This is a genomic window from Kitasatospora sp. NPDC057738, assembly GCF_042798815.1.
Lineage (GTDB): Bacteria > Actinomycetota > Actinomycetes > Streptomycetales > Streptomycetaceae > Kitasatospora > Kitasatospora lactacystinica.
The window spans coordinates 25,188-46,245 of the sequence record NZ_JBHVJT010000047.1 but is presented as its reverse complement, the minus strand read 5'-3'; the positions used below and the strand labels follow the sequence as shown (position 1 = coordinate 46,245).

12 protein-coding genes are annotated in these 21,058 nt (G+C 74.1%); 11 read left to right on the top strand and 1 reads right to left on the bottom strand.

What is annotated here, in order from left to right; all coding sequences use genetic code 11:
• The first annotated feature begins 94 nt into the window (after positions 1 to 94).
• The 5 genes from ACFVGO_RS24490 to ACFVGO_RS24470 all read left to right on the top strand — a co-directional run bounded on the left by ACFVGO_RS24490 (position 95) and on the right by ACFVGO_RS24470 (position 4,304).
• Positions 95 to 1,441, top strand: a complete 1,347-nt coding sequence (locus ACFVGO_RS24490) for an NtaA/DmoA family FMN-dependent monooxygenase (RefSeq protein ID WP_359898438.1) — start codon at positions 95 to 97, stop codon at positions 1,439 to 1,441.
• A 32-nt stretch (positions 1,442 to 1,473) separates the two neighbouring features.
• Entirely contained in the window at positions 1,474 to 2,049 is a 576-nt protein-coding gene (locus ACFVGO_RS24485) for a flavin reductase family protein (protein ID WP_380634022.1), read from the top strand.
• On the top strand, positions 2,042 to 2,467 hold the full coding sequence (locus ACFVGO_RS24480) for a riboflavin kinase (RefSeq protein WP_359898440.1): 426 nt from the start codon (positions 2,042 to 2,044) through the stop codon (positions 2,465 to 2,467). Before ACFVGO_RS24485 ends, ACFVGO_RS24480 begins: the two co-directional genes overlap by 8 nt.
• A 214-nt stretch (positions 2,468 to 2,681) precedes the next feature.
• A complete protein-coding gene (locus ACFVGO_RS24475; protein ID WP_359898441.1) occupies positions 2,682 to 3,419 on the top strand; it encodes a nicotinamide mononucleotide transporter family protein in 738 nt (245 codons plus the stop codon).
• A gap of 258 nt (positions 3,420 to 3,677) precedes the next feature.
• Positions 3,678 to 4,304 carry a hypothetical protein gene (locus ACFVGO_RS24470; RefSeq protein ID WP_359899719.1) on the top strand — a complete coding sequence of 209 codons (627 nt, stop codon included), beginning with the start codon at positions 3,678 to 3,680 and terminating at the stop codon, positions 4,302 to 4,304.
• Positions 4,305 to 4,385: 81 nt separating this feature from the next.
• Here ACFVGO_RS24470 and ACFVGO_RS24465 read toward each other — a convergent pair whose 3' ends face one another.
• Positions 4,386 to 4,877, bottom strand: a complete 492-nt coding sequence (locus ACFVGO_RS24465; protein WP_359899717.1) for a DUF1269 domain-containing protein — start codon at positions 4,875 to 4,877, stop codon at positions 4,386 to 4,388.
• A gap of 318 nt (positions 4,878 to 5,195) precedes the next feature.
• On the opposite strand from ACFVGO_RS24465, the gene ACFVGO_RS24460 reads away from it, so the two are divergent.
• The 6 genes from ACFVGO_RS24460 to ACFVGO_RS24435 all read left to right on the top strand — a co-directional run bounded on the left by ACFVGO_RS24460 (position 5,196) and on the right by ACFVGO_RS24435 (position 21,024).
• On the top strand, positions 5,196 to 6,113 hold the full coding sequence (locus ACFVGO_RS24460; protein WP_359899715.1) for a polyphosphate kinase 2 family protein: 918 nt from the start codon (positions 5,196 to 5,198) through the stop codon (positions 6,111 to 6,113).
• A 145-nt stretch (positions 6,114 to 6,258) separates the two neighbouring features.
• Complete coding sequence (locus ACFVGO_RS24455; RefSeq protein ID WP_380634018.1) at positions 6,259 to 9,024, top strand: cation-translocating P-type ATPase; 2,766 nt, start codon at positions 6,259 to 6,261, stop codon at positions 9,022 to 9,024.
• A gap of 28 nt (positions 9,025 to 9,052) precedes the next feature.
• On the top strand, positions 9,053 to 10,768 hold the full coding sequence (locus tag ACFVGO_RS24450; RefSeq protein ID WP_359899711.1) for a sulfate permease: 1,716 nt from the start codon (positions 9,053 to 9,055) through the stop codon (positions 10,766 to 10,768).
• Between the two features lie 185 nt (positions 10,769 to 10,953).
• Positions 10,954 to 11,268, top strand: a complete 315-nt coding sequence (locus ACFVGO_RS24445) for a trypco2 family protein (protein WP_359899709.1) — start codon at positions 10,954 to 10,956, stop codon at positions 11,266 to 11,268.
• 27 nt (positions 11,269 to 11,295) lie between these two features.
• Complete coding sequence (locus ACFVGO_RS24440; RefSeq protein ID WP_380634015.1) at positions 11,296 to 14,592, top strand: tetratricopeptide repeat protein; 3,297 nt, start codon at positions 11,296 to 11,298, stop codon at positions 14,590 to 14,592.
• A 177-nt stretch (positions 14,593 to 14,769) separates the two neighbouring features.
• Positions 14,770 to 21,024: a beta-ketoacyl synthase N-terminal-like domain-containing protein gene (locus ACFVGO_RS24435; RefSeq protein WP_380634013.1), complete on the top strand. Its 6,255-nt coding sequence runs from the start codon at positions 14,770 to 14,772 to the stop codon at positions 21,022 to 21,024.
• Positions 21,025 to 21,058: the final 34 nt, after the last annotated feature.

Here is a 21,058-nt window from a genome sequence, read left to right as displayed (position 1 = left end):
CGCCGTCCCCCTGTTCCCCCCGCGTTCCCCCGTGCTGTGACGGACCCCAGGTCCCCCCACCCCCCCGCATCACCAGTTCAACGGAGAACACCCCATGCGCAACCTCAAGCTCGGCCTGTTCGAGAACGCCCAGACCAACGCGAGCGGCACCGCCACCTGGCGCCACCCCGACAGCCGCCGGCACCTGTTCGACACCCTCGGGTACTGGCGCGAGATCGCGCAGGTCTGCGAGGACGCCAAGCTCGACTTCCTGTTCCTGGCCGACGCCTGGGGCTGGTCGGAGATCGACGGGGTGCGCCCGCCGATCGCCACCGAGGAGACCCTGGACCTGCCGCGCCTGGACCCGTTCGTGATCGCCTCGGCGCTGCTGGCGAGCACCACCGACCTGGGCCTGGTGGTGACCGGCTCGGTGCTGGTGGAGCCGCCGTACGCCTTCGCCCGCCGGCTGGCCACCCTGGACCAGCTGTCCGGCGGCCGGCTCGGCTGGAACATCGTGACCACGGGCACCGCCGACACCGCGGTCAAGGCCTTCGGCATGGACATGGTGGCGCACGACGACCGGTACAAGATGGCCGAGGACTTCCTCGACCTGGTCTACAAGTACTGGGAGGGCGCCTGGGAGCCGGACGCCCTGGAGAAGGACAAGGGCGGCCGCTTCGCCGACCCGGCCAAGGTGCACCCGGTCGAGCACGAGGGCCCGTACTTCCGCTCGCACGGCTACGGCAACACCGCCCGCTCCCCGCAGGGCACCCCGGTGCTGTTCCAGGCCGGCGCCTCCCCGGCCGGGCGGCGGGTCGGCGGGCGGCACGGCGAGTGCATGTTCGTCGGCAGCGGCTCGGTGCGGCAGCTCGCCGGGCACACCGCGGCGATCCGCGAGGAGGCCGTACGGGCGGGCCGCCGCGCCGACGAGGTCAAGGTGATGTCGGCGTTCTCCTGCGTGGTCGGCGCCACCACCGCGGACGCCGAGCGCCGCTGGCAGCGCGTCCTGGACGCCCAGCGCCCGGAGGTCACCGTCGCCAGCTACGCCATGTTCACCGGCCTCGACCTGTCCTCGTACGCGCCGGACACCCCGATGTCGGAGCTGTCCACCGAGATGTCCCAGACCCAGGTCGCCCGGTTCGCCGGCCGGACCGTCGGCGACGTGCTCGCCGACTGGCACACCCACGGCGTCGGCGCCCGCCCGGTGGTCGGCACCGCCGAGGAGATCGCCGACGAGATCTGCGCCCTGGCGCAGGGCGCCGACCTGGACGGCTTCCTGCTCTCGCCGACCGTCCAGCCGGCCTCCACCACGGAGTTCGTCGAGTCGGTGCTGCCGATCCTGCGCGCCCGCGGCGTCTTCCGCGGCGCGTACGCGGACGGCGAGTCGCTGCGCGAGCGGCTCACCGGCGCGTCCGACCGGGCCCTGCCGGCCAGCCACCCGGCCGCGCAGTACCGGCACTGAACCACACTCGCGACGAGAGGACGGCGACGACCATGGTCACTCCCGCCCACCACCCCAACCCGCCCGCCGCCGCGTCCGCGCAGCCGCCGACCGCGGGGCGGCCGCACACGGAGCGGCCGACCGGGGCGGAGCCCAACGCCGCGGCGCTGCGCCAGGCGTTCGGGGCCTACCCGACCGGAGTGGTCGCGCTCGGCGCGCTGCGCGACGGCGAACCGGTCGGGCTCGCGGTGAGCTCCTTCGTGTCGATCTCGCTGGAGCCGCCGATGGTCGCGGTCAGCGTGGCCCGCACCTCGACCACCTGGCCCAGGCTGACTCAGGCACCGGAGCTCGGGCTGAGCGTGCTCAGCCACGGCCAGGGCGCGCTCTGCCGGCGGCTCGCCTCCCGCGAGGGCGACCGCTTCGACGGCACCGGGTGGCAGGCCACGCCGGAGGGCGCGGTGCTGATCCACGACGCGGCGCTGTGGCTGACCGCCCGGGTGAGCGCGGTGTACGACGGCGGCGACCACGAGATCGTCCTGATGGAGCTGCTCACCGTCGAGCTGTTCCCCGGGGTGGAGCCGCTGGTCTTCCACACCAGCCAGTTCCGTGAGCTCACCCCCCATGGCTGACGCTCCGACGACCCCCCTGTCCGGCACCGTGGTGCACGGTGCCGGCCGGGGGCGGGGGCTGGGCTTCCCCACCGCCAACATCGCCGCCGAGCCCGGCACCCCCGTCCCTCCGCCCGCGATCTACAGCGGCTGGCTGGCCCGCCGCGCGACCGGCACCGTGCACCGCGCGACGATCAGCATCGGCACCAACCCCACCTTCTGCGACACCTCCGAGATCCACACCGAGGTGTACTGCCACGACGCCCCGGGCGACCTGTACGGCGAGCGCGTCGACCTGTGGTTCGTCGCCCGCATCCGGGACACCGAGAGGTTCGCCTCCGTCGACGAGCTGCTGCTCGCCGCCCGGGAGGACGTCCGCCGCTCCGAGGCCCTGCTGGACTCCGCGCACGGACGGCACGTCCTGGCCGCCCTCTCCTGACCCACCGGCACGGCCGTTCCCCCTTCCCGATCCACCGGCATCACGCTTCCCCCTCCTGATCCACCGGCACCGCCTTCACCTGCCGGCGCGCACACCCGCTCCCCACGCGGCCGCGCGCCCTGCGCCCCGAGCCCGGTCGGCCCCGCACCCCCCGCTTCGGCGGGGCCGACCGCCCCTTCCCCCACCTCGCTCCGCACGAACAAAGGTGTGAGTCATGAGCGCGTTCCACTGGTTGAACGAGCAGTTCGACTTCTTCGGTCTCCCCGTCTACTGGTCCGACTTCCTGGGCAACATCCTGGCGCTCGCCACCGTCTGGCTGGCCCTGCGGCGGTCCCTGGTGGCCTGGCCGGTGCAGATCCTCGGCTCGGTGCTGCTGCTGATCGCCAGCCTGAACGTGCACCTCGGCGGCAACGCCGCCCGACAGATCGTGATCATCGTCTCGGCGTCCTGGGGCTGGGCGACCTGGAAGCGCAGCCGCGAGCAGGAAGGCACCATCAACGTCCGCTGGGCGTCGGGGCGGGAGCGCGCCGTGCTGGTCGCCGCGATGGTGGCGGGGACGGCCGCGTTCGGCGCGGTGCTGAAGGGGACGGACGCCTCGTTCTACCCCGGAGCGCCGTGGTGGATGGTCCTCGCGGACGCCTGGATCTTCGTCGGCTCGATCCTCGCCATGTACAGCCAGGCCCGCCGCTACGTGGAGTTCTGGTTCGTCTGGCTGGCCGTCGACCTGGTGGGCGTGCCGCTCGCCGTCCACTCCGAGCTGTACTTCTCCGGCATCGTCTACGGGATCTTCTTCGTGATGGTGCTGCTCGGCATCCGCGACTGGGCGTCCCGCAGCAAGCCGCAGGAGATCGCCTCGCCGCTGGAGCCCGCCGTCCTGGTCGAGGGCCGGGACGAGAGCCGGGACGACGCCCGCCCGGGCGGCTCCGCCCCGCGGGTCGGGGCCGCCGACTGACCGTCGGACCACCGCACCGCACCGCGCCCCGCCCCGTCCGCGGGCCGGCCCCACCCCGGGGCCGGCCCGCGCCGGCTTCCGGAGGCCGAAGCTGCGGAGCGGGCCGGGCCGGGCCGGGAATCGCCCCGCTGAACGGAAGGCGCGGGCCGCCGGGTTCAGACCGGGCGCGGGCCGATCGAACCCCGGAGGGTGCGCCGTCCGTGCTACCGGTGAGGACGGTCGGCAGCCGGCCCGGAGCACGGACGAGGGAGGACAGCGATGGCCTGGTACCAGGGGTCGAGCCGGATCACGGTGACGGCGGTGGAGGGAAGGTTTCCGCAGCGGGCGGTGGTGACCGTCCGGGGCGCCGCTCCGGTGGAGATCCCCTGCGAGGTCGGCGCCGTCCACCACGTCGAGGCGGAGCGCTGGCAGCTCGACCTGGAGCACCGGGACCAGGGCGAGTGGTGCCCCAACATCCGTGCGGTGCAAGGGCGGTGGCAGGAGATCCGGGGCGTGCTGACGCAGGTCGTGCACAGCCGCAACCGCGACCTGGCCGGCGACCGGCAGGACCGCAACCTGGTGCTGCGGATCGAGCGGGTCGCGCCGGCCGGTGACGACCCGTCGGTCGCCCCCGCCGCCCCGGCCGCGCGCCGGACCACCGCGGCGCACCTCGCTCCGGCGGTCCCGGCCGGCTCGGCGCCGCGCACCTCGGCCGGACCGGCGAGCGGCACCACGAGCACCACCGGCAACTCGTCGCCGGGCGTGCGGACGACCACCTCGGGCGCCGGGGCGGAGTTCCTGCGGCCCGCCGCCGCCCCGGGCGGCCGGGTCACCGGCACGGGAGGCGCGAGCCGGACGACCGGCACCTCCGGGACGACGACCACGGCCGGCTCCTGGAACGGCTGACCGGGCCGGTCACGGCCGCGGGGACAGGTCTGCTCGATTCCCCGAGTGGTCAGGGCCGTTCCCGACGGTGCGTCAGCCGTTTCACTCGCCCTCGGTGAACGCCTCGCGCAGCCGGGCCTCCTCGTCCGCGGAGAGGTTCGTCTCCAGGAGCTCTGCGTGCAGGCCCTCGAACGCCGACCTGACCGGGTCGAGCACGGCGTCGGAGCTGAGCACGAACAGGGCCGAGGTGCCGGGGGTGACCTTCTCCCGCAGCCGTTTGACGAAGTCCTCGTCGATGCCGACGTGGGCGAGGTGGCCTCCCAGCGCGCCGCCGGCCGCGCCCAGGGCCGCGCCGAGCACGGGCACGAAGAAGACCATGCCGAGGAAGAAGCCCCAGAAGGCGCCGCCCACGGCACCCATGCCGGTCATGTCGCTCAGATGGCGGGTCTTCGGCTTCCTGGCCCCTTCCGGCCAGGTGACCACCGCTCCGTCCTGGACCTTGATCAGCTCCTGGCGCCCCAGCCTCCTCAGTGTGGCGAGGGCCTCGTCGGCTCCGTTCGCGGTGGGAAAGCGCCATACCGTCAGGGTCGCCATCACGGCCTCCGATCGCGGGGGTACTGCACCGGCAGCCCCATCGTCGGCACGGGCCGCGGGCGCTGCCACACGCGGACGCCGGACGGGCGAACCGGCCGCGAGCGTCCCGGCCGGCCGCCCCGGCCGGCCGGCGCGGGTGGGCCCGCCCCGGAAGGACACCGTCGGATTGACACGGCCGACCGGCGGCCACAGCGTGGCAGGTAGCACTCTTCCGTGCTGGTCGGTCCCGGTCCGCGCCGCGTCGAGGACGCCCGCGCGGACGGGACCCACGGCAGGCCTCCTGATGCCCGCCGGACCCGAGAGGAGCTGGTACAGGCGATGTCGGACGGACGGACGGCCAGGCGCATTGCGAAGTTCATCAAGCCGCTGCGGGTGAAACCGGGGTCGCGGGTGGACCTCGCGGAGGACTTCGACCCCCGGTACAAGGCGGGCATGAAGAAGCGCGAGGGCGTCGAGCTGCTGCGCACCGGCGTGTCGCTGCTCTCGGAGTACCAGGCCCGGCTGGCGGCCCAGGACACCTACGGCGTGCTGCTCTGCCTCCAGGCGCTCGACGCCGGCGGCAAGGACGGAACGATCCGTCACGTCATGAGCGGGGTGAACCCGCAGGGCGTCCATGTGAGCAGCTTCAAGGTGCCCTCCACGGAGGAGCTCGACCACGACTTCCTGTGGCGGTACGCGCAGCGGCTCCCGGCGCGCGGGGACATCGGGATCTTCAACCGTTCGCACTACGAGGAGGTCCTCGTGGTGCGCGTCCACCCGGAGAACCTCGACCGGCAGAAGCTGCCGGAGGAGGCGAAGGGCCCCGGGGTCTGGCACCGCCGGTACCGGGAGATCAACGACTGGGAGCGCTACCTCACCGACAACGGGTTCAAGGTGGTGAAGATCTTCCTGAACCTCTCCAAGGAGGAGCAGCGCAAGCGCTTCCTGGCGCGGATCGACCTGCCCGAGAAGAACTGGAAGTTCTCCGAGGCGGACATCCGCGAGCGCGAGCACTGGGACGACTACCAGGAGGCGTTCTCCGACATGCTGTCGGCCACGAGCACGCCGTGGGCGCCCTGGTACGTCGTACCGGCCGACCGCAAGTGGTTCGCGCGCATCTGCGCGGCGGCGGTGCTCGCGCACACGCTGATCGGGATCGATCCGCAGTTCCCCACGATCGACGGGCGGACCCGCAAGGACCTGCGCGCGGCCAAGCGCCTGCTGGAGGCGGAGGCCCCCCGGGGCGGCCGTACGTGATCCGTCCGGCGCGGCCCGTCCGGACGTGATCCGTTCGCGCGTGGCCCGTCCGGACGTGGCCCGTCCGGACGTGGCCCGTCCGTGTCGACGCGTCGGACCGACCGACGTCCAAGGGGGGACGTTCCCGGATCCCGAGGAGTGAAGAATGGCGGAGCAGGCTGGGCCGTCCGGCCCGCAGGAGTCCCCGGACCCGTGGTACGCGCGACCTCCCCACGAGGTCGCGTCCTCGCTCGGGGTGGACCCGGCGACCGGGCTCAGCGCCGCCCGGGCGGCCGAACTGCTCGCCGCGAACGGGCCGAACGCGTTGCCCGTGGAGAAGTCGAGGCCCGACTGGCTGCGCTTCCTCGACCAGTACCGCAGCTACATGCAGATCATCCTGCTGGCGGCGGCGGTGGTCTCCCTGGCGATCAAGGAGTGGACCACCGGGATCCTGCTGATCGTCCTGACGCTGCTCAACGCCGTGGTCGGCCTGCGGCAGGAGGGCAAGGCCGAGAGCGCGATGAACGCGCTGAGGTCGATGATGAAGGCCACCGCGCGCGTGCGGCGGGACGGGACGGAGGCGCAGATCCCGGCCGAACAGCTGGTCGTGGGCGACGTGGTGCTCGTCAGGGCGGGCGACGAGGTCCCGGCGGACGGACGGATCGTCGAGGCCAGCGCGCTGCAGATCGACGAGTCGGCGCTGACCGGCGAGAGCGTCCCCGCCGCCAAGGACACCGGCACCCTGCCGGCCGGGGCGCTGGGCCCGGGCGACCAGACCAACATGGCCTTCATGGACACCCCGGTCACCCACGGCAGCGGACTGCTCGTCATCACCGCGACGGGCTCCGGCACCGAACTGGGCAAGATCTCCGGGATGCTGTCGGCCACCGAGAAGGAGCAGTCGCCGCTCACCAAGGAGCTGAACACGCTGACGCTGTGGATCGCGGCGGCGGCCGGCCTGACCATGGTCGTGATGTTCGCGCTCGGCCGCAGCCGCGACCAGGCGTGGGACGCCCTCTTCGTCAGCGCGGTCTCGCTGGCCATCGCGGCGATCCCGGAGGCGCTGCCGACGGTCAGCCAGGTCATCCTCTCCGTCGGCAGCCTCAACCTGGCCAAGCGGCACGCGATCGTCAAGGAACTGCCGTCCGTCGAGACCCTCGGTTTCACCTCGGCCATCAACTCCGACAAGACCGGCACCCTCACGATGAACCAGATGACGGTCGTCGAGGTGCTCACCCCCGCCGACCGCTACACCGTCTCCGGCACCGGCTACCGCCTCGACGGGCGGATCCACCACGCCGCGGGCTCCGCCCCGAGCATCGAGGACGCCGTCCTGCCCCACCTGGTCGCCAACGACGCGAAACTGGTCGACGGCGAGGTCGTCGGCGACCCGACCGAGGGCGCGCTGCTCGTCCTCTGCCACAAGGCCGGGCTGGACATCGAGGCCACCCGGGAGCGCTTCCCCCGGCTCGCCACCCTGCCGTTCGACCCCACCTACAAGCTGATGGCCAGCTTCAACGAGGCGAAGGACGCGGACGGCCGGGCGGTGGTGCGGTGCTTCGTCAAGGGCGCGGCCCCCGCGGTCATGGCCCGGGCCTCCTCGGCCGACTCGAACGGCGTGGTCGTCCCCTGGGACGCGGAGCTCGGCGGACGCGCCCAGGCGCAGACCGAGCGGATGGGCGGCGAAGGGCTGCGGGTGATGGCCGGGGCCGTCCGCGACCTGGACCCGGCGGACTTCGACCCGGACGGCGACCTGCTGGCGTTCGTCGAGGACCTGCGGATGACCAGCCTGGTGGCCATGGTCGACCCGCCGCGCGAGGAGTCACGGGCCGCGATCGCCAGCGCGCAGGCCGCCCACATCCGGGTCCGCATGGTGACGGGCGACGACGTCACCACCGGAGCGGCCATCGCCCGTCAACTCGGCATCGACGGGGAGGCCGTCCTCGGCGCCGACTTCGCCGCCCTGCCGGAGCAGGAGCGGCTGTCCCGGATCGACGGCATCGGAGTCCTCGGCCGGGTCGCGCCCGAGCACAAGGTGCTGCTCGCCGCCACGCTCAAGCGGAAGGGCGACGTGGTCGCCATGACCGGCGACGGCGTCAACGACGCGCCGGCGATCAAGGCCGCCGACATCGGCATCGCCATGGGCAGCGGCACCGACGCGGCGAAGAACGCGAGCCGCATGGTCCTCGCCGACGACAACTTCGCCACCATCGTGTACGCCGTCGAGGAGGGCCGGAAGCTCTACGACAACCTCACCAAGTACATCCGGTTCGTCCTGGTGCTGCTGGTGACGTTCGTGCTGACCTTCCTCGGCGCCGCGCTCCTGAACATCGCCGCGGGCGAGCCGTTCACCCCGGCGCAGGTCCTGTGGGTCCACTTCGTGGTCAACGCCCCCTTCGGCTTCGCCCTGGGCTTCGACCAGGAGAGCCCCGGCCTGATGCGGCGCACCCCGCGCCCGCGCGGCGAGACGGTGCTGACCGGGCCCGTGATGATCACCGTCGGGCTCGCCGGGCTGGCCGTCACGGTCGCCCTGCTCGGGCTGACCAAGCTGGGCGAGGCGCACTACCACAGCGCGCGGACCGGCAACTCGATCGCGTTCACCGCCTTCGCGCTCTGCCTGATCGTGGCGGCCTACGAATGCCGCAGCGAGCGCGGCTCCGCGCTGACCGTCAGCACCTTCGACAGCAAGCAGATGAACCTGGCGGCCCTCGGCGAGTTCGCCCTCGCGGTGCTGGTCACCCAGATGGACGCGTTCCACCGCCTCCTCGGAACCACCGACATCACCGCCCGGCAGTTCGGCTGGGCCCTGCTGGCCGCCGTCGCGCTCCTGCTGCTGTGGGAACTGGGCAAGTTCGTCGCCCGCAGGGTGTCCGGCGCCGGCGGCGGGACGGCGGCCGCCCGCGGCGCCGCGACGGCCGGCCCCCGTCCGTGACGGCGTTCCGGAGCCCTTGAGGAGATCCATGGCCGCCGGTGCTCCCCCCGGGCGACGACGGCGCCGCGTCGTGCCGGCGCTGCCGGGACTCACGGTGCTCCGCTCCTACCGTCGCGACTGGCTGCGGGGCGACCTGGTGGCCGGTGCCACGGTGGTGGCCTACCTGGTGCCCCAGGTCATGGCGTACGGGAGCGTGGCGGGGCTGCCGCCGGTCACCGGGCTGTGGGCGATCCTGCCCGCGATCGTGCTGTACGCCCTGGTCGGCTCGTCCCGGCTGCTGTCGGTCGGGCCCGAGTCGACCACGGCGCTGATGACCGCCACCGTGATCGGCCCGCTGGCCGGCGGCGACACCGCCCGCTACGCCGTCCTGGCCGCGAGCCTGGCCGTGGTGGTCGGCCTGCTGTGCGTGCTGGCCTGGCTGGCCAGGCTCGGCTTCGTCGCCGACCTGCTCTCCCGACCGGTGCTGATCGGCTACCTCGCGGGCGTGGCACTGATCATGATCGTGGACCAGCTGTCCAAACTCACCGGGATCGACGTGCGGGGAGAGGGGTTCTTCCCGCAGCTGACGTCGTTCGCGTCGAACCTCACCGAGGCCCACCTGCCGACGGTCGCCTTCAGCGCCGCCACCCTGCTCTTCCTCCTCCTGGCGGCCCGCTTCCTCCCGCGCCTGCCCGGCCCGCTGCTGGCCGTCGTGCTCGGCACCGCGGTCTCGGCCGCGTTCTCGCTCAAGGACCACGGCCTCGCCGTGATCGGCGAGATCCCGGCCGGGCTGCCCCGTCCCGTGCTGCCGGACCTCACCGAGCTGAACCGGCTGCTGCTGCCGGCACTGGGGATCCTCCTGGTCGGCTACACCGACTTCATCCTCACCGCGCGCGCCTTCGAAGGATCGGGGCAGGAGCGGCGGCTGGACGCCAACCAGGAACTGCTGGGCCTCGGCGCGGTCAACCTCGGCGCGGGCTTCTTCCAGGGCTTCCCGGTGAGCAGCAGCGCCAGCCGTACCGCGCTCGCCGAGTCGGCCGGAGGACGCACCCAGCTGTACGCGCTCACGGCCGGCCTCGGCGTGGTCGCCGTGCTGCTGTTCCTCAGCCCGTTGCTGCACGACACCCCGGACGCCGTGCTCGGGGCCCTGGTCGTGTTCGCCGCACTCCGGATGATCGACCTCGCCGGTTTCCGCCGGCTGGCCTCCTTCCGGAGCCGCGAACTGCTGCTGGCGCTCGGATGCATGGCCGGCGTGCTGACCCTGGACATCCTCTACGGCGTCCTGGTCGCGGTGGGACTGTCGGTGATCGAGCTGCTCAGCCGGGTCGCGCGACCGCACGACGCGGTGCTCGGCCTGGTGCCGGGCGTGGCCGGGATGCACGACGTCGACGACTACCCCGAGGCGCGGACCGTCCCCGGCCTGCTCGTCTACCGCTACGACTCCCCGCTGTTCTTCGCCAACGCGGAGAACCTGCGCCGCCGGGCGCTCGCCGCCCTGGCCGAACAGCCGGAGCCGGTGCGGTGGTTCGTCCTCAACACCGAGGCGAACGTCGAGGTGGACATCACCGCGCTGGACTCGCTGGACGCCCTGCGCCTCGAACTCGAAGCCCGCGGCATCGTGTTCGCCCTGGCCCGGGTCAAGCAGGACCTGCGCGACGAACTCGACGCCTACGGCCTGAGCACCTCCGTCGGCGCCGACCGGATCTTCCCCACCCTGCCCACGGCGGTGGCCGCCTACCGCACTTGGGCCCGGGGCGACGGCTGATCGGCCGGCGCCGGCCGATCAGCCGTCACCCCGTCGCGCTCGGAGCCGGCAAAGGTTAGGTGTGAATCGATGTCAAAAACTCTGCATGGAACTGAAGTTGTGTGTTGCGGCCGGGCGGTGACGGGTATCACTCGACCGGGGCGGTGAAGGCCGGCCAGGGGAACGTTCTGCATCGGGGGAGGAACGTGGACGCGGCGTGGACCGGTCTTGCCGAGGCGATCCAGCAGTTGCGCGCCGAACTGGACGCGGCGACGGCCGAGGGCGACGGGAAGCGGCTCCGGTTCGAACTGGGCCAGATCGAGCTGGAGTTCGACGTGGAGCTCAAGCGGACCGGGTCGGTGGACGGGGGCCTGCGCTGGGGCATCGTGTCGGCCGGGGCGAAGGGGGAGCTGGCCCACGGTTCGGGTCAGCGGATCAAGCTCGTGCTGCAACCGACCGACACCACGACCGGCCGGGCCGCGGAGGTCGCCTCCTGCTGGACCGACCCCGAACTCGGGTGACGTGCCGGAGGGTCGGGGGCTTGCCGAATGGACCGCTGCCGGGTTGTCGAGGTGCTCTCCGAACAGTCCAGGGGGAGCGGCTATCTGGTCGCCGACCGGTTGGTGCTGACCGCCGCCCACGTCCTGAGGTCGGGTGAGGTTTTCACCGCCGAGCCCCGGGTACAGGCCCTGGACAGTGAACGGGCGGTACGGGCCCGGACGCGGTGGATCCGCTACGACGGGCCGGAGGAGGGCGTCGACGCCGCGCTGCTGGAGATCGTCGACCCGCTGTGGGTGCCGCCGTCGGCCCCGGTGCCGGTCGCGTGGGCACGGATCACGGACGTCGAGCCTGGGCACCGGGTGCAGGTCGGCGGGTTTCCCGACGCGATGGCGGGCCGCCGGCGGGACGTCGACCAGGTGCTCGCGACGGTGAATCCGCTCAGCGGGGCCCGCTCCGGACGACTCCAGCTCACCGTGGCATCTGCACCGATCCGGACGAGGGACGGGCGATCGGGCTGGGCGGGCATCTCGGGCGGGCCGGTCTGCACCGTGGCCCGCGACGGCGCCCCGTCGGCCCTGCTCGCCGTGGTCGTGGTGGACCCGCTGCGCTATGCGGACCGGCTGGCCGCCGTCCCGGTCGACGCCGTCCTGGCAGACGCCGCCGTGGCCGAAATCCTCCGCCGACATGGCCTGGCCGACATCAACGTGTCATCGTATTCGGGTACTGACCATTCGTCAGCCATTCGATCGACACTGGCGGCAGCCATGCGAACCCTTCCCCGAGACCTCTCCGCCTTCGTCGGCCGGGACCGCGAACTCGCCCGACTGAGCGACGCGGTCATCGGGGTGAGCGGTGCCGGGCGGGTCATCGACATCCACGCCATCGGCGGGATGCCGGGCGTCGGCAAGACCGCGCTCGCCGTCCACCTCGGCCACCGGCTGGCCGACCGCTTCCCGGACGGACAGCTGTTCCTGCCCCTGCACGGGCACACCCCCGGCCAGTCCCCGGTGGATCCGGCCGACGGGCTGGTCGCCCTGCTGTCGGCAAGCGGAGTGTCGCCCGAGCTGATCCCCGGCGGCCCCGACCGCCAGTCCACGATCGACGCCCGGGCCGTCCTGTGGCGGGACCGGATGGCCTCGAAGCGCGTACTGCTCATTCTCGACGACGCGGTCGACCACAGTCAGGTCGAGCCGCTGCTGCCCAACGCGGCCGAGTCCCTGGTGCTGATCACCAGCCGGCGCCGGCTCGCGGCGCTGCCGGACACGGTGGTGCTGTCCCTCGACATCCTGGACGAGTCGACGGCCGTCGAGATGCTCTGCGGGCGCTCGGGACGGACGGCGGAGGGGGCGGAGGCCGCCGCCGCGGCGGCCGTCGTGGAACACTGCGGCCGGCTGCCGCTGGCGGTCGGCCTGGTCGCCGGCCGCCTGCGCAACCACCCCACTTGGTCCTTCGCCCACCTCGCCGCCGACCTGGGCAGGGCCAGACGGCGGCTCTCCCGGCTGCGCGCCGGCAACGTGGCCGTCGCGGCGGCCTTCGAACTCTCCTACCGGGAGCTGCCCGAGGATCGCCAGGCACTCTTCCGCCGGCTCAGCCTGAACCCGGGCACCGAGTGCGACGCCGAGATCGCCGCCGCACTGCACGGCAATGACCCCGACGACGCGGCCGACGAACTGGAGCACCTGTACGACGACCACCTGCTCATCGAGTCCGCGCCCGGCCGCTATCGGATGCACGACCTCGTCCGGGAGTACGCAGGCCTGCTCACCGACGAGGACGAACCGGCCGACCGGGACGCGGCACGGGAGCGGCTGTTCACGTTCCTGGAGGAACGCGCCGTGGCCGCCGTCGCCGCCATCGCGCCCGGAGCGGCGCCCGGGGGCGCGGACACGGCCCGCGAGGCCCAGGCGGCTCGGGACTGGCTGGACACCGAGATCGCGAACCTGCTGGCCTGTGCTCGGTACTGCGCCGACCACGGCCACCCCGACCGCGTCGTCGTACTGGCCCAGGCACTCAGCGGGTTCCTGCGGTTCGTCGGCCCCTGGGACCAGGCCGTCGCCCTGCACTCGGCGGCGGCCGATTGCGCCCGGCAGTCGGCACAGCCCACTCTCCAGATCGAGGCCCTCACCAACCTCGCCCTGGTGCGGCGCCTGGGCGGCGACTACCGGGGCGCGGCGGACGACCTGCGCGCCGCGACGGCCGTCGCCCAAGCCGTCGGCGACCGCCGGCTCGAAGCACGAGTGCTGAACGACCTCGGCGCGGTCCACGGCCAGACCGGTGACTACCCGGCCACCATCGCCGCCCACGACGAGGCCGTACCGATCTTCCGCGAGAACGGGGACCGCGCAGGCGAGGCCAGTGCCCTCAACTACCTCGGCGTGGCCCACCGCCTGGTCGGTCGCTACGACGAGGCCAAGGCGGAACTCGCCCGCTCCGCCGAACTCTTCCACGACCTCGGCGACCGGCGGGGCGAGGCCGTCGCCCTCGCCAATCTCGGGATAGTCCACCGCCAGACCGGTCACTACGACTCCGGGACCCGCCTCGTCGAACAGGCCCTCGCGCTCTCCCGCGGGATCCGTGACCGCCGCGGCAGCACCTACATCATCCACGCCCTCGGCGTGCTGCGGTCGCTGACCGGCCGGGCCGACGAGGCGCTCGACCTGCAGAACGAGGCGCTGCGGATCTCGCGCGAGCTGGGCGACCGGCGCGGCCAGGTCTACAGCCTCAACTACCTGGGGGCGGTGCACCGGTCCGCGGGCGATCCGGCCGCCGCCGCCCTGGCGCACCAGGAGGCATTGGACCTCGCCCGGGAACTGGGCGACCGGCGGGCCCAGTCGCACGCGCTGCGCCACCTCAGCGCGGCCCACCGGCTCCGGGGCGACCTCTTCCCGGCCGGCACCGCGGCGGAGGGCTCCCTGCTCATCGCGGAGGAACTGGGCGACCGGCGAGGGCAGGGGAACACCCTCCGGACCCGGGCCGAGGTCCGGCTGGCCTCTGGTGAGCGCGAGCTCGCGGCTCGGGACCTCGACGCCGCGCTCGACCTGGCGCGGGCCATCGGCGACCGGCACGGCGAGGCGCAGACCCTCAACGTCCGGGGCGCACTGCGGCGTCCGTCGCACCCCGCGTCCGCGCTGGCCGACTACGAGTCGGCCCTGGCACTGGCCCGCGAACTGGGAAGCCCGCGCCAGACGGGTGCGGCCCTGCTCGGCGCCGGCCGGTGCGAGCGCGACCTGGGTCGGGTCGACGCGGCCGAGAGACGCCTGCGCGAGGCTCTGGCGGTGTACGACAGCCTTGGCGCCCGGGAGGCGCCGTCGGTCGCGGCCGAACTCGCGGGCCTGCGAGCCTGATCGGGCCGCGGGGTCGGCGGCTTCGCCTTCCCGTACGTCGTCGTGGTGGCCGCCGGGAGACACGGGCTCGGTGTGCGCAGTGACCGGGACTCCGAGTTCGCTACGGTGAACACCGTTGCCGCGTTACCGGGTTACCGCGTGACGGAGTGGCCACGTGACCGACCACAGGGGTGCAAGGTGCATGAACTGATCCTCCGTCACGCAGCGGATCGCGGGGCCAAGACCGCCTTCGCCGACGCCGACGGCACGGTGGACTACGGCGAACTCGCCCGCCGCACCGCCCGGGTGGCGGGCAACCTGCGGGTCGGGCGCGGCGGCCGGGTGGCGCTGTGCCTGGCCGGCGGGGTGCCCGCCGTCACGGCCACCCTCGGGGTCGCCCGCGCGGCCGCGGTCGGTGTCCTGCTCGACCCGCGAAGCGGCGAGGACGACCTCCGGTTCCGGGTGGCGGACAGCGGCGCCGAGGTGCTGGTCACCGACCGCGAGCACCTGGCGCGGGTCCGGCGGGTGGCCGGCGCCCGCGTGGTGACCGTCGACGAGCTGCTCGGGGTCACCCGTACGCCGCCGCGGGACGACCTCGGACCGGACGAGCCCGCCTGGCTGCACTACACGTCGGGGACCGGCGGGGACCCGAAGGGCGTGCTGTCGGCGCAGCGGGCCTGGCTGCGGTCGGCCGATCTCGCCTACCGGGGACAGCTGGGCATGTCCGGTGACGACCACCTGCTCTGGCCGCTGCCGCTGTTCCACGCGTTCGGGCACTCGATGTGCGTGGTGGGCGTGCTGGCCCTGGGCGCGAGCGCCTACGTGATGGACCGGTTCACCGCGGACCGGGCGGCCGCCCTGCTGCGCCGGACGCCGTTCACGGCCCTGGGCGGCGTCCCTACGGTCTTCACCCAGCTCCTGGACGCCGGGGCGCCGCTGCCGCCGCGCTGCCTGTCCGCCGGTGCCCCGCTGCCGGAGGAGCTGCGGGCCCGGTTCCGCCGCGCGTTCGGGCGTGAGCTGCACGACGGCTACGGCAGCACGGAGGCGTCCGGGAAGATCGCCGTCGACGGCGTGGTGCTGCCCGGGATCGACACCCGGTTCGTCGACGGCGAGCTCCGGGTGCGGATGCCCGGCGCCGACGGGTGGCACGCGACCGGGGACCTCGGCCACGAGGAGGGCGGCCGACTGGTGGTGACCGGGCGGGCGAGCGACGTGATCATCCGGGGCGGGGAGAACGTCCACCCGGCCGAGATCGAGCAGATCGTGGCCCGCCACCCCGGCGTCCGGGAGGTGGCCGTGGCGGGAGAGCCCGACGCGGTGCTCGGCGAGGTACCGGTCGCCTACGTGGTGGGCGACGCGGATCCGGCGGCGCTCCTGGCCTACTGTCGCGGCCTGCTGCCACCGCACCGGGTGCCGCAGGAGATCCGCCCCGTCAGCCGGATCCCGCAGACCTCCTCGGGCAAACCGGCGCGGCGGCGGCTGCGCCACCAGTACCTGCTCGACGTGGTCCGGCGGGAGACCGCGGGGATCACCGGCCGGTCGCCCGGGGCGGACCAGCCGTTCGCCGAAGCCGGCCTGGACTCGCTCGGCACCGTACGGCTGCGGGACCGGCTGGGCGCGGACCTGGGCGTCGCCCTGCCGCCGTCCCTGGTGTTCGACCACCCCACGCCCCGCGCGGTGGCCGACTACCTCACGGGCGCGGCCGCCGGCCCGCCACCGCCCGCCCGCAGGGCCGCGGCCACCGAGCCGATCGCGATCGTGGGCATGGCCTGCCGCTACCCCGGCGGGATCAGCAGCCCCGAGGACCTCTGGCGCGTGGTCGCCGCCGGCCGGGACACGATCACGGAGTTCCCCACCGACCGGGGCTGGCCCCTGGACGACCTGTTCCACCCCGACCCCGACCACATCGGCACCAGCTACGTCACCCGCGGCGGCTTCCTCAAGGACGCGGCCGACTTCGACGCGGCGTTCTTCCGCATGTCGCCGCGCGAGGCCCTGGCCACCGACCCGCAGCAGCGACTGCTGCTGGAGACGGCCTGGGAGGCGTTCGAACGGACGGGCATCGCGCCCGAATCGCTGCGCGGCAGCAACACCGGCGTCTTCGTCGGCCTGATGTACAACGACTACGCCGGCCGCTTCCGGGGCAGCGCCCACCAGCTCCAGGCCCAACTCGCCCTGGGCGCGGCGGGCAGCGTGGCCTCGGGGCGGATCGCCTACCACCTGGGACTGCACGGCCCGGCGCTCACCCTGGACACCGCCTGCTCCTCCTCGCTGGTCGCCACGCACCTCGCGGCGGACTCCCTGCGCGACGGCCGGTGCGACCTGGCCCTGGCGGGCGGCGCGACCGTCATGGCCACGCCGGACAGCTTCGTCGTGTTCAGCCGGCAGCGCGGCCTGGCCCCGGACGGACGGGTCAAGCCGTTCTCCGCCGCCGCCGACGGCACCGCCTGGTCGGAGGGGGTGGGGCTGCTGGTCCTGGAGCGGGTGTCCGACGCGCTGCGCAACGGTCACCCGATCCTTGCCCTGCTGCGCGGCTCCGCGGTCAACCAGGACGGGGCGTCGAACGGCCTCACGGCGCCCAGCGGCCCCGCCCAGGCGGCCGTGATCCAGCAGGCGCTGGCCGATGCCGGGCTGACCGGCGCCGACGTGGACGTGGTCGAGGCCCACGGAACCGGCACCGCCCTGGGCGACCCGATCGAGGCGGCCGCGCTGCTCGCCACCTACGGCCAGGACCGGGACCGGTCGGCGCCGCTCCTGGTCGGTACGGTCAAGTCCAACCTGGGGCACACCCAGGCGGCCGCCGGGGTCGCCGGCGTGATCAAGACCGTGATGGCGATGCGGCACCGCACCGTGCCCGCCACGCTGCACGTCGACGAGCCCAGCCCGCACGTCGACTGGTCCGCCGGGGCCGTCCGGCTGGTCACCGAGCCGACGCCCTGGCCGACGGGCCGGCCGGCGTCCCGCTCGGTGGGCCGGTCGGCGTCCCGGCCGACGCAGAACCGTCCGCGCCGGGCCGCGGTGTCGGCCTTCGGGATCTCGGGGACCAACGCGCATGTGATCGTCGAGGAGTACGAGCAGCTGCGCGTGGCGTTCCTGTTCCCCGGGCAGGGGGCGCGGCAGCGCGGGACGACCCGGGACCTGGCGGCCGAGTACCCGGTGTTCGCCGCCGCGTTCGAGGAGGCGCGCGCCCAGCTGGATCCGGTGCTGAACACGGCACCGGACCCGGCGCACCGGACGGACCTCGCCCGGGCGGCCCTGTTCGCCCACGAGGTGGCGCTGTTCCGCCTGTTGGAGTCCTGGGGGTACCGCCCGGACGCGCTGATCGGGCACGGCGCCGGGCAGATCGCGGCGGCTCACGTGGCCGGGGTCCTGTCCCTGCCCGACGCGGCGAGGCTGCTCACCGCCCGCGGGCCGGAGGAGTTCGCGGAGACGGCACGGACCCTGACGTACCGCCCGCCGCTCATTCCGGTCATCGGCGCCCGCCCGGACGATCCGGAGCATTGGCTGCGGCGCCGGCACGAGACGGTCGGCCTCGCCGAGCAGGTGGCCGCGGTCGACGGCGTCACCCTCGTCGACCTGGGCCCGGGCGTTGGGGACTTGGAGGGCATGGAGGACGTCGAGGGCATGGAGGGCGTGGAGGGCATCGAGGGCGTGGAGGGCATCGAGGGTGTCATCCCCACCACCGACCCCGAGCGGACGGCGGCCCGGCTGCGGGGCACCAGCGCCTTCCAGCGCCGGCGCTACTGGCTCGACCGCGCCGCCGAGCACCCCCTGATCGAGTCGACCGTCGTCGTGCCCGGTTCCGGGGAGGTGGTGTGCACCGCCGACCTCACCCCCGTGTGGCTGCTCGACCACGTCGTCGACGGAACGGCGGTCGTGCCCGCCACGGCGATCCTGGAAATGGTGCTGTACGCGGGGGAGCGGGCCGGCTGCGGCACCGTCGACGACCTGGTCCTGCACACGGTGATGCGCCTGCCGGAGACCCGGCGCGCCGAGATCGTCGTACGTCCCGGGACCGGTGGCGTGCGGCCGTTCGAGGTGCACGCGAACGGCGTCCTCTGTGCCAGCGGCCGGCTGGACTCCCGCCCCGCGCCGCCGGTGGACATCGGCCCGTGGCCCCCGCCGGAGGCCGAGGAACTCGACGTCGACCACGCCGAGTACGGACCGGCGTTCCGCGGGCTGTCCAGGGTGTGGCGCCGCGGCGACGACCTCTTCGGCGAGGTGCGCGGGGACTTCCCGGACGCGGGGCGCTTCGCGCTCCACCCCGCCCTGCTCGACGCGGCGCTGCACCCGGCGCGGCTGCTCGGCGGGGGAGTGCCGTTCGCCCTGCGCGGGGTGCACCTGCTGGCGCGGGGGGCCACGGGGCTGCGGGTCCGCATCCGTGACGGGCGGATCGCCGTCGCCGACCACGAGGGCCGGCCGGTGGCCTGCGTCGAATCACTCACCGTGCGCGCGCTCGGACCCCGTTCGACGAGTACCCCTGCGGCCGACACCGGTCCGCTCGGTACCCGCTCGACCGGACCGCGTCCGACCGGCCACCCCGTGCCGGGGGCCGGCCGGGGCGGGCTGTTCCGCCCGGAGTGGCAGCGGACCCCGGGCCGGCCGCGCGGTCGGGTCCACGAGGTGCGGCCCGGCGACGCCCCCGCCGCCCTGGCGCTCGCACTGCGGGAACTGCAGGCCGACCACGAGCACCTCACCGTCCTGGTACGGCCGGGAGATCCGGCGGGAGCGGCGGTGGCCGGCCTGGTGCGGGTCGCGCAGACGGAGCACCCGGGCCGGTTCACCCTGGCCGAACTCGGCGACGGGCGGACCGACACGGTGGCCGAACGCGCGAACCTGGTCCCCGTGCCGGGCGGCACCTTCACCTGGCGCGGCACCGTCCTGGTCACCGGCGGCGGCGCACTGGGCCGGGCGGTCGCCGAGCACCTGCGGGGCAGGGGAGTGCGCGTCGTCGTCGCCGGCCGCAGCGGCGAGACGCGCCTGGACGTCACCGACCGGGCGGCGCTGGCCGCACTGGTCGACTCCATCGAGGACCTGCGGGCCGTCGTGCACACCGCCGGAGTGCTCGACGACGGCATCCTGACGTCGATGACCCCGGCCCGCCTGGCGACGGTGTGGCGCCCCAAGGCGGAAGCCGCCTGGCAGCTGCACGAGTTGACCGCACACCGGGACCTGGACGCCTTCGTGCTGTTCTCCTCGGCGTCCGGTGTGCTCGGCCACGCCGGGCAGGCCAACTACGCGGCGGCCAACAGCTCTCTCGACGAACTCGCCCGCCACCGGCGGCGGTTGGGACTCCCCGCGCTCTCCCTGGCCTGGGGGCCCTGGACGATCGGCATGATGGCCGACCGGACGGCCGCCGCCGGTCTGCTGCCCCTCGCGCCCGCCGAGGGCCTGGCACTCCTGGAGGCGGCACTGGGCACCGACGAACCCGTCCTGGTACCGATCGCCTTCGACCACCCGAACGGTCCGACCGAGCCCGCCTGCCCCGACCAGCCCCACCACCCGCACCGTCCGGAACCGCGGAGCACACCGGAACCGACCCCGCCGGCCGGCACGCTGGAGATGGTGCGCGCCGAGGTCGCCGCCGTCCTCAGCTACCCGGACGTGGACCCGGACACCCCGATCCCCGACCTCGGTTTCGACTCGCTGACCTCCATCGAACTGCGCAACCGACTGGAGGAACGGACCGGCCTGCGCCTCCCCGCCACGGTGGTGTTCGACGCCGCCACCCCCAGGGCCCTCGCCGAGCAGCTGCGCCCACCACCGGCCCCGGGGACGCTCACCTTCCTGTACCGCAAACTGTGCGAGCTGGGCCGGCCCCAGGAGGCCATGCACCTGCTCGTCTCCGCCTCCTGGGCGCTGCCGTCGGCGACGACCCTCCCGTCCGTCGCCCCGCGGCGGCTCAGCGCCGGCGAAGGCCCGGCCGTCGTCTGCTTCCCCGCCCTCACCTCTCCCCCCGGGGAGTACGCCCTCCTCGCCCGGCACCTGCCCGGCCTGTGGCTGCTCCCGCACCCGGGGTACGACGGCGGCCCCGTCCCCGAGGACGTGGAGAGCCTCGTCCGGACCCACGCCGCCTCGATCGGGCGACTCGACCGCCCGGTCGTGCTCCTGGGCCGCTCCTCCGGCGGGCTGGTCGCCCAAGCCGTCGCGGAACGCGTCGGCGCCGAGGCGGTGGTCCTGCTCGACACCCACCCCGTCCGCGACGAGGGCCGGCTCGCCGAACTGGCCGCCCGCAGCGCCACCAGGCTCGACGAGCCCGCCCTCGCCGCCATGGGCGCCTACGCCCGCATCTTCCTCGACCGCCAGGAGCCGGAGCCGACCGTCCCGACCCTGCAGCTGCGGGCCGGCGACGTGCCGGGCGACCACTACTCCATCCTCGACGAACACGTGGGCACGACGGCGAAGGCCGTCCGGGAGTGGCTCGCCCGGACCCTGCCGACCGAGCCGGAATGACCGGACGCCCGTCGGCGTGCAGCCCCGGCCCGAG